General features: G+C 43.4%; 14 protein-coding genes, 1 CRISPR repeat array, 1 riboswitch and 1 other annotated feature (1 of these 17 running past the window's edge). Of the genes, 11 read left to right on the top strand and 3 right to left on the bottom strand.

The window, feature by feature from the left end; translation table 11 throughout:
* Positions 1–246 precede the first annotated feature (246 nt).
* Positions 247–290, top strand: a riboswitch (PreQ1 riboswitch).
* A gap of 8 nt (positions 291–298) precedes the next feature.
* The 8 genes from UtA1_RS05305 (at position 299) to UtA1_RS17050 (ending at position 7,674) form a co-directional block, all read left to right on the top strand.
* Positions 299–787 (top strand): QueT transporter family protein, encoded by a 489-nt coding sequence (locus UtA1_RS05305; protein ID WP_016837317.1) that lies wholly within the window; start codon positions 299–301, stop codon positions 785–787.
* A gap of 319 nt (positions 788–1,106) precedes the next feature.
* Positions 1,107–1,337: a binding site (T-box leader), on the top strand.
* A gap of 94 nt (positions 1,338–1,431) precedes the next feature.
* On the top strand, positions 1,432–2,466 hold the full coding sequence (gene trpD, locus UtA1_RS05300; RefSeq protein ID WP_096550279.1) for an anthranilate phosphoribosyltransferase: 1,035 nt from the start codon (positions 1,432–1,434) through the stop codon (positions 2,464–2,466).
* Entirely contained in the window at positions 2,466–3,254 is a 789-nt protein-coding gene (gene trpC / locus UtA1_RS05295; RefSeq protein WP_096550278.1) for an indole-3-glycerol phosphate synthase TrpC, read from the top strand. The genes trpD and trpC overlap by 1 nt, the downstream gene beginning before the upstream one ends.
* 4 nt (positions 3,255–3,258) lie before the next feature.
* Entirely contained in the window at positions 3,259–3,870 is a 612-nt protein-coding gene (locus UtA1_RS05290; protein WP_016837321.1) for a phosphoribosylanthranilate isomerase, read from the top strand.
* Positions 3,871–3,892: 22 nt separating this feature from the next.
* Entirely contained in the window at positions 3,893–5,080 is a 1,188-nt protein-coding gene (gene trpB, locus UtA1_RS05285; RefSeq protein ID WP_096550277.1) for a tryptophan synthase subunit beta, read from the top strand.
* Entirely contained in the window at positions 5,077–5,856 is a 780-nt protein-coding gene (gene trpA, locus UtA1_RS05280) for a tryptophan synthase subunit alpha (RefSeq protein ID WP_016837323.1), read from the top strand. Before trpB (UtA1_RS05285) ends, trpA begins: the two co-directional genes overlap by 4 nt.
* A 55-nt stretch (positions 5,857–5,911) precedes the next feature.
* Entirely contained in the window at positions 5,912–7,075 is a 1,164-nt protein-coding gene (trpB, locus tag UtA1_RS05275) for a tryptophan synthase subunit beta (protein ID WP_096550276.1), read from the top strand.
* Positions 7,076–7,530: 455 nt separating this feature from the next.
* Positions 7,531–7,674, top strand: coding sequence for a hypothetical protein (locus UtA1_RS17050; protein WP_172597779.1), 144 nt, complete (start codon positions 7,531–7,533; stop codon positions 7,672–7,674).
* Positions 7,675–7,843: 169 nt separating this feature from the next.
* Here UtA1_RS17050 and UtA1_RS05265 read toward each other — a convergent pair whose 3' ends face one another.
* From UtA1_RS05265 to UtA1_RS05255, 3 genes are all read right to left on the bottom strand, one after another.
* Complete coding sequence (locus UtA1_RS05265) at positions 7,844–8,797, bottom strand: NAD-dependent epimerase/dehydratase family protein (protein WP_096550275.1); 954 nt, start codon at positions 8,795–8,797, stop codon at positions 7,844–7,846.
* A gap of 143 nt (positions 8,798–8,940) precedes the next feature.
* Positions 8,941–9,258: a YolD-like family protein gene (locus tag UtA1_RS05260; protein WP_016837326.1), complete on the bottom strand. Its 318-nt coding sequence runs from the start codon at positions 9,256–9,258 to the stop codon at positions 8,941–8,943.
* 198 nt (positions 9,259–9,456) lie between these two features.
* The gene (locus UtA1_RS05255) at positions 9,457–10,755 is read right to left on the bottom strand and encodes a Y-family DNA polymerase (protein ID WP_096550274.1); all 1,299 of its coding nucleotides are present in this window, start codon (positions 10,753–10,755) and stop codon (positions 9,457–9,459) included.
* 235 nt (positions 10,756–10,990) lie between these two features.
* Here UtA1_RS05255 and UtA1_RS05250 point away from each other — a divergent pair, with 235 nt between their 5' ends.
* The 3 genes from UtA1_RS05250 (at position 10,991) to UtA1_RS18025 (ending at position 14,274) form a co-directional block, all read left to right on the top strand.
* On the top strand, positions 10,991–12,499 hold the full coding sequence (locus tag UtA1_RS05250; protein WP_096550273.1) for a coiled-coil domain-containing protein: 1,509 nt from the start codon (positions 10,991–10,993) through the stop codon (positions 12,497–12,499).
* A gap of 880 nt (positions 12,500–13,379) precedes the next feature.
* Positions 13,380–13,943, top strand: coding sequence for a coiled-coil domain-containing protein (locus UtA1_RS17045; protein ID WP_172597829.1), 564 nt, complete (start codon positions 13,380–13,382; stop codon positions 13,941–13,943).
* A 22-nt stretch (positions 13,944–13,965) separates the two neighbouring features.
* Complete coding sequence (locus UtA1_RS18025; RefSeq protein ID WP_408647325.1) at positions 13,966–14,274, top strand: coiled-coil domain-containing protein; 309 nt, start codon at positions 13,966–13,968, stop codon at positions 14,272–14,274.
* A 55-nt stretch (positions 14,275–14,329) separates the two neighbouring features.
* Positions 14,330–14,783: a CRISPR direct-repeat array (repeat unit 36 nt; unit sequence ATTCAACTATACCGAAAAACTGGAGAGTACCGAAAC) (it continues 1,166 nt past the right edge of the window).

Here is a 14,783-nt window from a genome sequence, read left to right as displayed (position 1 = left end):
TTAGGAATGTTCTGAATTTAAGAAAATTCTTTTTATTACTTTAGTAATATTAATTTATCGCTTTAAATCGCTAAATTACGAGGATTTTCTAGAATAAATTGTTTTTTTGAAATAATGAATATTTTGTGACAAAATTGTGAACTTTATTTTGTTGTACGAAATCTTCCCTTTATCATCGTTAATTTTTTCCAAAGCTAAATTTGATTTTCTTTTTGTTTATGATAGAATTATATTTTGTGTGCTTATCACACCGTGGTTCGCGAAATCCCACGATAAAAAACTAAGGAGTGAAAATTTAATGAAAACAAAATTTATGGCAATGTCCGCAATCATAGCTGCACTTTATATTGCGGTAACGTATACGCTATCATTTTTAAGCTTTGGCGATATTCAATTTCGCATCGCTGAAATCTTTAACCACCTAATTGCCTTTAACCCTCGCTATATGCTAGGTGTTGTATTAGGCGTATTTATATCAAACTTATTTTCACCTCTAGGCTGGTTTGATTTAGTCTTCGGAGTAGCCCACTCCGTTATTTGCTTAACGATTCTTATCATCGTTAGCAAATATGTGAAAAACATCGCCTATCGTATGTTGATTAACTCATTTGTCTTCACATTCATGATGTGGATTATCGCTTTAGAATTAAAGTTAGCGTTAGAGCTTCCCTTCTGGCTTTCGTGGTTAACTACAGCCATTGGTGAAGCGGTTGTTTTACTAATCGGCATTCCAATTATGCAATTGCTAGATAAACGATTAAATTTCAAAAATTTAATCGATCAATAATATAAAACTAGTAGCACAGACTAATGTACAGTCTGTGCTATTTTTTTATACTAGGATTAAAAACGAACGAACTCTTTTGGATTTGATGGATTTTTACAATCAGTAATTATTTTTTTGAATTTAGCAATTTATCAATTCGAAAATACTTATTTATTCGAATAACATTTTCCTTCCCGAATTTACCGAAAATTATTGACATTCATACAATTTCAGAATAAAATATACTGCAATCAAACGTGGCGGAGAAAGGTTGTGGAAGCACAATCACCGCACCGGTAGCTTAGTTGAGCAGAGTCTGAGTTTAGTTGAGAATAGCCGAGCAAAATTGATGAGTAAGGAAAAGTAGCGAAATGTGTAATGCGATAGAGAGCTAGTGGTTGGTGGAAACTAGTGCATTCCTTTTCGTGAATGGGCCTTACGAGAGCAACTGCGCAAGTGGTTGACGTCTTTCCCGCGTTATTGGGAAGTGTTCACGACAGTGAGCACACCGAGGTGGAAGTCATAACTGCTTCAATAGAGGTGGCAACGCGGCAGCAAGGTCGTCCTCTGCAAATGGGTTTTCATGCCCTTTTGCAGAGGTTTTTTTATTTCTCCCACCGGCTATTCTATCTAAACTTCAAATTTTAAATTTGGAGGATGATAGAATGAACATTCATGTTTTTACAAAACGTGTTCAAGAAAAAGAAAACTTATCTTATGACGATATGATTCAAGCGGTAGAAATCATCTTTAACGAGGAAACACCAAAAGAAGCAATTGCTGAATTTTTAGTAGCACTTCATGAAAAAGGTGAAACAGCGGAGGAAATTGCCGCCCTTTCCATCGTGATGAAATCCAATGCCATTCATTTCCCTGTCACAAAAGGTACTTATATCGATATTTGCGGTACTGGGGGCGACGGTCTGAAAACTTTCAACATCAGTACAACTTCTGCCTTTGTGTTAGCCAGTAGTGGTGTCAAAGTTGCAAAACACGGCAATCGGAAAATTTCTAGTTCTTCTGGAAGTGCCGATGTCCTACAAGCACTAGGCATTCATACAGATTTTACTGTCCATGAGTCCGTACAGTTATTGGAACAAGAAGGAATCACTTTTCTATATGCCCCGGCCGTTCATCCAAAACTGAAACGCATCGGTGAAGTTCGTCGAGCAATTGGTAAGCCAACCATTTTCAACTTAGTTGGCCCCTTAACAAATCCTGTTGACTTAGAGGTTCAACTAGTCGGCATTAATCGTCCAGATTTCGTGGAGGAATATGCAAAAGTATTAAGTATTTTAGGGAGAAAGCGAGCTATCGTTATTTCAGGATCACAAGGCATGGATGAAGCTTCTCTCGACCACCGAAACCGTTCTGCCCTGTTGGAAAATGGCGAAATTAAACCTTTCACCATCAACATTGAAGAACTGGGTTTACAACCTGCATCGATATCACACCTCCGTGGTGGTACACCGGAAGAAAATTCTGAAATATTAAAAGAATTATTGAAAGGAAAACGCTCGCCATACTATGATGCAGTCGTTTTAAATTCAGCTCTCGGTTTCTTCGCATACGGCATTGCCGAAACATTGAAAGAAGGTGTTTCCATGGCTCGTGATGCCATCGAATCCGGTCGTGCTTATAAGAAACTAGAAGCAGTGATTGAATTTAGCCAAAACACAATAAAGGAGCAAGCAATTTAATGACGATTTTAGATATGATAATTGAACATAAAAAAGCGATTCTTTCAAAATTGAAAGAATCAAAGCCCCAATGGGACATTCCTTTAAAAAAACGGCCATCATTGTACGATGCATTACGAAAATCTGACACTCTTCAAATTATTGCAGAAATGAAGCGAGCCTCCCCTTCTAAAGGCATCATAAATGAGAACGCCGACCCAGTAAAACAAGCAAAACGATATGCACAAGCTGGTGCAGCATGCATCTCTGTTTTAACGGAAGAAAAGTTTTTCAAAGGATCTTTTGAAGACTTGGCCAGCATTGCAAATCATGTAGATACTCCAATTTTAAATAAAGATTTCATCATCGATAAAGCTCAAATCGATTATGCACTTCATGCTGGTGCATCGGTCATTCTTCTGATCGTCGCTGCATTAGATGATGAAACATTATCAGAATTGTATGAGTACGCAATCAGTTTAGGATTGGAGGTACTTGTTGAAGTACACAGCGAGGAAGAACTGAAACGAGCCCTTTGCCTTCATCCAAAATTGATTGGCGTCAATAACAGAGATTTAAAAACATTCCAAGTAGACTTGGCTCAAACTGAAAAGTTGGCAGAAACAATCAATCGAATTGATAACATTGCCTTTATTAGTGAAAGCGGCATTTTTGAAACAGTGGATGCCGAACGTGTTGCTAAAGCGGGAGCCCGTGGAATTCTTGTCGGCGAATCGTTGATGAGAAGCGGCAATGTGGAAGAGACATTAAAATCTTTCCAAATAAAACTTCCTCCCTTAAGGATGTAGAGCGATGACAAAAGTGAAAATTTGCGGATTAAAAGAAAAAGTTCACGTGCATTGTGCAGTTGCTGCAGGAGCGAATTTTTTAGGCTTTGTGTTTGCGCCAAGCAAAAGACAAATTTCCATCAGAAAGGCCTGTGAACTTTCACAAATAGTACCGAAACATGTGAAAAAAGTTGGTGTATTTGTCAATCCGACAGAAGATGAAGTGAAAGAAGCTTTTGAAAAAGTACCACTCGATTTCATTCAATATCATGGCAATGAAGAACCAACTTTTATCGAAAAACTAGGACTCCCTTCTATCAAAGCTTTTTCCATCCGCGAGCTTAGCGATGTTGAAAAAGCTAGCAAGTACAACGTAGATTACTATTTATTCGATGCTCCCGGAACAGATTTCGCTGGCGGGAGTGGTAAAGCATTTGATTGGTCTTTACTTGATCAACTTTCCATCCCTAAAGAGAAAGTAATACTTGCAGGAGGACTGAATGCTTTGAACGTGCAGCAGGCGATTGCAGCGGTACACCCTTTCGCTGTAGATGTTTCAAGCGGCGTTGAGCAAGATGGAAAGAAAAATTGTGAACTGATTCAATCATTCATCCAAGCAGCAACAACTTTACAATAAACGGTTAAAGGAGCTAAATGACATGACGAAAGTAAAAGGCAAGTTCGGTCGTTTTGGCGGTCAATTTGTTCCGGAAACATTAATGACAGCCTTACTGGAACTTGAAGAAGCTTATGAACAATATAAACATGATGAGTCTTTCCAACAGGAACTTCACTACTATTTAAAAAATTACGTTGGCAGAGAAACGCCCCTTTACTTTGCAGAACGACTTACTGAGCATTGTGGCGGCGCAAAAATTTATTTAAAACGAGAAGATTTAAATCACACAGGAGCCCACAAAATTAACAACGCTCTTGGCCAGGCATTGCTTGCAAAACGGATGGGCAAAACAAAAATTGTTGCCGAAACAGGAGCTGGTCAACATGGTGTCGCAACTGCAACTGCCTGCGCCCTACTCAACATGGAATGCATCGTCTTCATGGGAGCAGAAGATGTAAAGCGTCAAGCATTGAACGTATTCCGCATGGAACTTTTAGGTACAAAAGTGGTGGCTGTCGATAAAGGCTCAAGAACATTAAAAGATGCGGTCAACGAAGCGTTGCGTTACTGGGTGACAAATGTCGAAACAACCCACTACATTTTAGGCTCTGCCATGGGGCCACACCCCTTCCCTACAATTGTCCGCGACTTCCAGCGGATCATTGGCGATGAAACGAAAAAACAAATTATCGGAAAGGAAAACCGACTGCCTGATGCTGTTGTTGCTTGCATCGGAGGTGGCAGCAACTCCATTGGTATGTTCTATCCTTTCGTTGAAAATCAAGAGGTTGCTCTATACGGTGTGGAAGCTGCCGGAAAAGGCTTTGAAACCGGAAAACATGCAGCTGCTATTAACGGTGGAAAAACGGGTGTATTGCATGGCGCTTATATGTACTTATTGCAAGATGATGACGGATTTGTACAAGAAGCTCACTCCATTTCCGCAGGGCTTGACTATCCGGGAGTCGGCCCAGAACATTGCTATTTGTATGAAACTGGCCGCGCCCAATATGTCATGGCAACTGATGAAGAAGCGCTTGCGGCGGTTAAACTTCTTTGCCAAACAGAAGGGATTCTCCCTGCTTTAGAGAGCGCCCATGCCGTTTATTATGCTACTGAACTTGCAAAAACAATGAACCAAGATCAGATTATCGTCGTTTGTTTATCCGGCCGTGGAGATAAAGACGTTCATACAATTTTTGATGCCCTTGGAGGTGACTTATCATGAGCCAATTAACTGAAGCAATTGTAGAAGCAACTCGCCTAGGCCATAAAGCTTTTATTCCTTACATAATGGCTGGCGATGGCGGGCTTGATACGTTGAAACCGACGATTTTGAAATTGCAACAACTAGGAGTCACTGCGATTGAAGTGGGCATCCCCTTCACCGACCCTGTAGCGGATGGACCGACGATTGAAGAGGCTGCTGTAAGAGCATTAGCAAAGGGCACAACATTACGAAAAGTACTTGAAACTCTTGCCTCTTTCGCAGATGAAATTACCGTTCCATTAGTGGCAATGACCTATTTAAACCCGATTTTAGCCTACGGAATCGATGCATTTGCAAAAGATGCTTATGAGGCAGGCATTCGCGGCGTCATTATTCCAGATATGCCACTAGAAGAAAGTACTATCGTTCACCCTTCACTTAAGGCATATGGCGTTGACTTAGTTCAGCTTGTTTCATTGACAAGTACGCCAGAGCGAATTGAAAAGCTTACAAAAGCAAGCGAAGGATTTATTTATGCGGTGACAGTTAATGGAATCACTGGTGCTCGCTCCACTTTCGAAGGCGACTTAGAAAGCCACTTTAAAAAAATTCAAAGCTATACAGATACGCCTGTTTTAGCAGGGTTCGGCATTTCCACCCCTGAACAGGTTAAACAATTCGGCACCTTTACAAGCGGTGTTATTGTCGGCAGTAAAATCGTTGACAGTTTAGCAAAAGATGATTGGGATACAATTGAAAGTCTTGTGAAAGCTTCGAAGGTACAGATTTTGTGAACATATTGACTGTTTTTGTGACAAAATCAACACTTTGAAAAAGGAGTTGTAAATCTTGAGCAAAACTTTAATTAAAAATGGTTACTATGGAGATTTTGGTGGCAGCTTTGTTCCAGATGAGGTACAAAAAGTGCTCGACCGAATTGCAGAAGAATTTGGGAAAGTTAAAGACGACCCAGCTTTCAATGAAGAACTAAACTATTACTTAAAAGAATATGCTGGCCGCGAAACTCCCCTTTACTTTGCTAAAAACTTAACGGAAAAATTAGGCGGAGCAAAAATTTATTTAAAACGGGAAGATTTAAACCATACGGGCTCCCATAAATTAAACAATGTGCTTGGCCAAATTTTGCTTGCCAAACGTATGGGAGCTAAAAGAATCATCGCTGAAACGGGAGCTGGACAACACGGAGTTGCCACTGCGACAGCTGCTGCGATGTTCGGAATGGAATGCACGATTTACATGGGCGCAAAGGACACGAAGCGCCAAGCTTTAAATGTGTTCCGCATGGAGCTTCTCGGTGCTCAAGTAGTTGCGGTGGATAAAGGAAACGGCTTATTAAAAGAAGCGGTAGATGAAGCCTTCCTTGATTTAGTTAATAACTATGAAAATACTTTCTATTTGCTAGGCTCTGCTGTAGGCCCTACTCCATATCCTGAAATTGTGGAACATTTCCAATCCGTGATTAGCCGTGAAAGCCGCGCTCAACATTTAGAAAGAGAAGGCAAACTTCCAACAGCTATTATCGCTGCTGTCGGTGGGGGCAGCAATGCAGCTGGTGCTTTCTCCCATTATATTAATGATGAAAATGTGCGCTTAATCGGTGTGGAACCTGCAGGCGCTGCAACCCTTACGAAAGGTTCTCCTGGCATCCTTCACGGCTTCAAAAGCTATGTCCTTCAAGATGAAGAAGGCAACTTGCTCGATACAAATTCCATCGCTGCCGGTTTAGATTATCAAGGTGTTGGACCACTACACGCCTACTTGCATGAAACAGGCCGCGGCGAGTATGTTGCGGTCACAAACGAAGAAGTATTAGAAGCATTCCAAACGTTATCCAAAACGGAAGGTATTATTCCAGCTCTTGAAAGCTCTCACGCCGTTGCCTATGCTCTGAAATTGGCACCTACTTTATCACCTGAAGATAGCATTATCGTTAATATTTCTGGCCGTGGTGATAAAGATGTACAACAAGTATTTGAATTGCTGAAAAAATAAGGGGCTGTTCGAATTCGAACTCCCCTTTTCTTAGTGCGCCTGGCATGGGTGTAATCTATAGGGTGTAAGTCCCGAACTGTGAAGGCAGAAGTAACAGTTAGCTTAACGCAAGGGTGTCCGTGGTGACGCGGAATCTGAAGGAAGCGAGCGGCAAACTTCCGGTCTGAGGAACACGAACTTCATATAAGGCTAGGTATCATTGGATGAGTTTGCTAAACAAAACAAAGTCCTTTCTGCCAAAGGTGGTACAGAGTAAATGAAGCAGATAGATGGAAGGAAAGATTACATTCTTACCCGGGGAGGTCTGGCGGATATGTGAAGTACGCTTCATAACCTACTTAGTGATAAGTAGCTGAACCGTCAGAAGTCAGCAGAGGTCATAGTATTAGTTGGTTTAGAACTACTAAGAAGGACCGAACAATTAAGAGAGAATAGCCCTTGGCATTCAGTGAGTCATGATGAACACAGAAAACGTAGTACCTCACTTGAGGAAGGAAGCGGTGAATCCCGTGGGAGACCTCTTGGAGGGTGGAGTGACCACTGGCATAAAGAGAACAGCTATTCACGGAAGTTATAAAGACTTGCGTCAATCATCTTAATTGAACCGCCGTATACGGAACCGTACGTACGGTGGTGTGAGAGGACGGGAGTTAATCGCTCCCTCCTACTCGATTGCAATTTTTTCGTTAAGAAAAGTCGCAAAGTTTCGGAACTTCCAACTCTCCTTTTTCTTTACGTATCATATATAAATAAAATCCCTTTTACGTGTTATAGTGTCGTTTTGCTTTTAATGCCTCCACCGATTTTATCAAGCATATCGATTGTCATTGTCGTTAAATCATAAGTTGCCTTGAATCCCCAGTCAGCAATCGCTCGGGAAGAATCGATGGAATTTGGCCAACTTTCCGCAATACTTTGCCGCACCGGATCGACGTCATATTTAATTTCAAAATGAGGAATATGTTTTTTGATTTCCGCTGCAATCTCTGATGGATCAAAGCTCATTGCGGAGATATTATAGGCATTGCGAACAGTTAGTTTGGCAGGATCTGCTTCCATTAAATCCACAATCGCATTCAATGCATCAGGCATATACATCATATCCATATATGTTCCTTCTGCAATATAAGAAGTATAACTTCCCTCATTTACCGCTTTATGATAAATTTCCACCGCATAATCCGTCGTTCCTCCTCCAGGTGGTGTTCCTGGTGAAATTAAACCTGGGAATCGAAGACCTCTTACATCAACACCGTAGCGTAAGTGATAATAATCGCATAGCAATTCTCCTGCTACTTTATTCAGGCCATACATGGTCGTCGGCCGTTGCAATGTTTCTTGTGGTGTATCGATTTTCGGAGTAGTTGGTCCAAAGACTGCAATAGAACTCGGATTAAACAATTGCATGTTTAATTCTTTTGAAACCTCTAACGCATTTAATAAACCGCCCATATTTAATTCCCATGCAAGGATTGGTTTAATTTCTGCCGTTGCGGAAAGCAATGCTGCCAAATGAATCATCGTATCTGCATTAAATCTTTTCGCCACTTCGTACATTTTTAATGCATCGAGCACATCCAACACTTCAAAGGGACCGTCATGATTTTTGTCTTCTCGAATATCCGTTGCTAGTACATTATCTTTTCCGTATTCAAATCTGAGTTTTCTCACCAATTCCGAACCAATCTGTCCAAGCGCACCTGTTACAAGAATTCTTTTCATCTTGCCCCTCCTCTGGTGAATTACAGGCTTAAAAGCGACATTCTCACGATTCGCGAACAATATAAATTATGTTGTAAACTATTTATATGCCAGTGCTTTTTGTTGGGCTATTCTTTTGACTAGAGGAAGGGATTTTTCTATTTTTATTCCATAATCGTAATGCCATAGATCGATTCAAAGGAGAAGGTGCGGCCATCTTCGAATGTACAGCCATGTTCAGCATGGAGCTTGGCAATCTTCCCTGTCGCTTTGAAGATGCGCCCCTTGTGCCAAATTTTTAATTCGACTTCATAGCGATTGGTGAAGGCAATGAGCAGCTGTTCGTTTAAATCTTGCAATGCCCCTTCATCAAGAGTTGGTTTTTCTTCATATTTATCTTTTTCTCTCCATTCCCGGAGTACTTTCACATGTTCCGGAAGCATCATGGCATTCCATTTAATATTTCCACGATCTCGAATCACTTTCTCACCCCTTTTATACTCCATTTGTTGCAGGTCGTTGGAGGTGTGTTTGGGCATAGCAAGTTTCTTTCTTTTTCTCTTCGTTCGAAGAGATAATCCGCCTCTTGCTAGGGAACATACCTCTACAATTTGTTATATTCGCCGAGGAGTTAATCCGCCGTCTTCTCAGACATACACACAACAAGCCGCGTCCTCCTTCTATTTCTTATGTCCACCAAGAAGTTGAGCTCTCTCAAGGGCCGTTCCTGCTTCTGTATAAGAAACCGCACGAAGCACAGCAGTGGGCCCTATTTTAGAGCGCAAAGTATCCATTACCGCGCCAAGTTTTCGCCTTTTCCATTTTTGCTGGTCAAAAAAACTTAATTGCATGGAGCGTTCCGTTTCAAGTTTAGAGAGACTGATAGCAAGTTGTCTTACAGGGCGTTCGTCATAAAACTCATCAAGCAATTCTTTGCATACTTCATAAATTTTCATCGTATCATTCGTTGGTTCATCGATTGTTCGGGAGCGATAAAATCCTCCTCCAAAGGCATCTTTGCTGTAATTCACACCAAGAGAAACCGTTCTTCCTACTTGATACGCTTCCCTTGCTCGCCGCGCCACATCTTCACACATTTCTAAAATGACGGTAAGAATTTCGCTGCGTATGCGATAATCCCGCATAAGCACTTGCCCTTTGCCGAAGCTAATTTGCCCTTCTGCAAGTGGCGCACCAAGAGGGGATAAGTCAATTCCCCAAGCGTGATAGTACAATTGATTTCCTAAAATACCGAAGCGCTTTTCCAGCAGTTGTAAATCGGTTTGCGCTAAATCTCCTACTTTGAAAATGCCCATATTATTTAACGTGCGTTCCGTGCGTCGACCAATTCCCCACATTTCAGAAAGGGGCGCCACAGGCCATAATTTTTTCGGAACATCTTCATACGTCCATTGAGCAAATTCTGTTTTCTTCGCCTCTAAATCAAGAGCTAGTTTTGCCATGAGCATATTCGGCCCCATCCCTACCGCACTCGGAATTTGAAACTGGCTATATATTCTTTCTTGAATGTATTTGGCAGTTTTTTCAGGTGGCCCCCAAAGTTTTTCCGTGCCTGTTAAATCAACAAAACTTTCATCAATGCTATATACATGAATCGCTTCTTTCGGTACGAATTGGTTAATTAAATTCGTAATCTCCATCGACATTTGCACGAAAAATTCCATTTTCGGTTCGAACAATTTAATGTCTGGATGTTTGGGTATTTCATAAAGCCGAGATCCGGTTTTGATGCCAAAACGCTTCTTCATCGGTGGTGATGCAGCAAGCACGATACTGCCCTTTTGCTCAAAATTGCCCACCACCGCTATCGGCACTTCCATTGGATTTAAATTGTGAAGCATCGCCATGCAACTAGCATAAAAGCAACGCATATCAATGCAAATGATCGAACGGTTTGGGAGATGTTGATATAATTCTTCTGGGCTAAAGTTCGTGTAGTTGAATGTATTTATGCGCATACTTAACCACCTCCCTATTTTATCATACGAAGGGAACATTTGTTCTATAACTCATTTTAAAACGAGACCATTGAGACGACAAGTGAGATTATGTGGAAATAGGAGGATAAGGTTGGGGATTGGATTGAGGATGTTACCTTCACAAGCGGACATGCTATTTAGATAAGTTGAGGGGTTATCTGCACAAGGGAACATTTTATCTGAACAAGTTGCCGCGCTATCCGAACAAGCGGACGTGTTATCCGAACAAGTTGCCGCGCTATTCGAACAAGAGGACACCCTATTCGCACAAGTTGCCACGCTATTCGAACAAGAGGACACCCTATTCGCACAAGTTGCCACGCTATCTGAACAAGCGGACACCCTATTCGCACAAGTTGCCACGCTATCTGAACAAGCGGACACCCTATTCGCACAAGTTGCCACGCTATCTGAACAAGAGGACGTGTTATCCGAACAAGTTGCCGCGCTATTCGAACAAGAGGACACCCTATTCGCACAAGTTGCCACGCTATTCGAACAAGAGGACACCCTATTCGCACAAGTTGCCACGCTATCTGAACAAGCGGACACCCTATTCGCACAAGTTGCCACGCTATCTGAACAAGCGGACACCCTATTCGCACAAGTTGCCGCGCTATCCGAACAAGCGGACGTGTTATCCGAACAAGTTGCCGCGCTATTCGAACAAGAGGACACCCTATTCGCACAAGTTGCCACGCTATTCGAACAAGAGGACACCCTATTCGCACAAGTTGCCACGCTATCTGAACAAGCGGACACCCTATTCGCACAAGTTGCCACGCTATCTGAACAAGCGGACACCCTATTCGCACAAGTTGCCACGCTATCTGAACAAGCGGACACCCTATTCGCACAAGTTGCCACGCTATCTGAACAAGCGGACACCCTATTCGCACAAGTTGCCACGCTATCTGAACAAGAGGACGTGTTATCCGAACAAGTTGCCGCGCTATTCGAACAAGAGGACACCCTATTCGCACAAGTTGCCACGCTATTCGAACAAGAGGACACCCTATTCGCACAAGTTGCCACGCTATCTGAACAAGCGGACACCCTATTCGCACAAGTTGCCACGCTATCTGAACAAGCGGACACCCTATTCGCACAAGTTGCCACGCTATCTGAACAAGCGGACGTGTTATCCGAACAAGTTGCCGCGCTATTCGAACAAGAGGACACCCTATTCGCACAAGTTGACACGCTATCTGAACAAGCGGACACCCTATTCGCACAAGTTGACGCGCTATCTGAACAAGAGGACGTGTTATCCGAACAAGTTGCCACACTATTCGAACAAGAGGACACCCTATTCGCACAAGTTGCCACGCTATCTGAACAAGCGGACACCCTATTCGCACAAGTTGCCGCGCTATTCGAACAAGTGACACGCTATCCGAACAAGTTGCCGCGCTATTCGAACAAGAGGACACCCTATTCGCACAAGTTGCCGCGCTATTCGAACAAGAGGACACCCTATTCGCACAAGTTGCCACGCTATCTGAACAAGCGGACACCCTATTCGCACAAGTTGACGCGCTATCTGAACAAGAGGACGTGTTATCCGAACAAGTTGCCGCGCTATTCGAACAAGAGGACACCCTATTCGCACAAGTTGACACGCTATCCGAACAAGCGGACGTGTTATCCGAACAAGTTGCCGCGCTATCTGAACAAGCGGACGTGTTATCCGAACAAGTTGACGCGCTATTCGAACAAGTGACACGCTATCCGAACAAGAGGACACCCTATTCGCACAAGTTGCCGCGCTATCTGAACAAGCGGACACCCTATTCGCACAAGTTGCCACGCTATCCGAACAAGCGGACGTGTTATCCGAACAAGTTGCCGCGCTATTCGAACAAGAGGACGTGTTATCCGAACAAGTTGCCGCGCTATTCGAACAAGTGACACGCTATCCGAACAAGAGGACACCCTATTCGCACAAGTTGACGCGCTATCTGAACAAGCGGACGTGTTATCCGAACAAGTTGCCGCGCTATTCGAACAAGCGGACACCCTATTCGCACAAGTTGCCACGCTATCTGAACAAGAGGACGTGTTATCCGAACAAGTTGCCGCGCTATCCGAACAAGTGACACGCTATCCGAACAAGCGGACACCCTATTCGCACAAGTTGCCACGCTATCTGAACAAGCGGACGTGTTATCCGAACAAGTTGCCGCGCTATTCGAACAAGCGGACACCCTATTCGCACAAGTTGCCACGCTATCTGAACAAGCGACACGCTATCCGAACAAGAGGACACCCTATTCGCACAAGTTGCCACGCTATCTGAACAAGCGGACACCCTATTCGCACAAGTTGCCACGCTATTCGAACAAGCGGACACCCTATTCGCACAAGTTGCCGCGCTATCTGAACAAGCGGACACCCTATTCGCACAAGTTGCCACGCTATTCGAACAAGCGGACACCCTATTCGCACAAGTTGCCGCGCTATCTGAACAAGCGGACACCCTATTCGCACAAGTTGCCACGCTATCTGAACAAGCGGACACCCTATTCGCACAAGTTGCCACGCTATCTGAACAAGCGGACACCCTATTCGCACAAGTTGCCACGCTATCTGAACAAGAGGACGTGTTATCCGAACAAGTTGCCGCGCTATCCGAACAAGCGGACGTGTTATCCGAACAAGTTGCCACGCTATCTGAACAAGCGGACACCCTATTCGCACAAGTTGCCGCGCTATCTGAACAAGCGGACACCCTATTCGCACAAGTTGCCACGCTATCTGAACAAGCGGACACCCTATTCGCACAAGTTGCCACGCTATCTGAACAAGAGGACGTGTTATCCGAACAAGTTGCCGCGCTATCCGAACAAGTGACACGCTATCCGAACAAGAGGACACCCTATTCGCACAAGTTGACGCGCTATCTGAACAAGAGGACACCCTATTCGCACAAGTTGACGCGCTATCTGAACAAGCGGACGTGTTATCCGAACAAGTTGACGCGCTATTCGAACAAGCGGACACCCTATTCGCACAAGTTGACGCGCTATCTGAACAAGCGGACGTGTTATCCGAACAAGTTGCCGCGCTATTCGAACAAGCGGACACCCTATTCGCACAAGTTGACGCGCTATCTGAACAAGCGGACACCCTATTCGCACAAGTTGACACGCTATTCGAACAAGTGACACGCTATCCGAACAAGAGGACGTGTTATCCGAACAAGTTGACACGCTATTCGAACAAGTTGAAGCGCTATCTGAACAAGAGGACGTGTTATCCGAACAAGTTGCCACGCTATCCGAACAAGCGGACGTGTTATCCGAACAAGTTGCCACGCTATCTGAACAAGCGGACACCCTATTCGCACAAGTTGCCACGCTATTCGAACAAGCGGACACCCTATTCGCACAAGTTGCCACGCTATTCGAACAAGCGGACACCCTATTCGCACAAGTTGCCGCGCTATCTGAACAAGCGGACACCCTATTCATAAAGGCAGACAATCATACTAAGTGAAATCATGACTGAAGAGTACCGAAACGGTTGTACCTTCTTTTGTTTTGGAAGCAATATTCAACTATACCGAAAAACTGGAGAGTACCGAAACCCATCACTACGTCTGCGTCAAAATCACGACATTCAACTATACCGAAAAACTGGAGAGTACCGAAACACCCCTGAGGATAGAAGAATCACAAATGCGATTCAACTATACCGAAAAACTGGAGAGTACCGAAACAAGAACGCTATCAATCAACAATGGATGAAGATTCAACTATACCGAAAAACTGGAGAGTACCGAAACTGTACAACGGGGTCGATAATATCCTACAAAATTCAACTATACCGAAAAACTGGAGAGTACCGAAACTATGGCGCAGGAATGATGCGAGTTCGATTAATTCAACTATACCGAAAAACTGGAGAGTACCGAAACATTTTCCCCGCACAATATCTCCTGCATAAAATTCAACTATACCGAAAAACTGGAGAGTACCGAAACATTTTCCCCGCACAATATCTCC

It is taken from the genome of Ureibacillus thermosphaericus (genome assembly GCF_002370195.2).
In the GTDB taxonomy this organism is placed as follows: Bacteria; Bacillota; Bacilli; order Bacillales_A; family Planococcaceae; genus Ureibacillus; species Ureibacillus thermosphaericus.
This window is presented reverse-complemented; position numbering and strand designations above follow the sequence as displayed.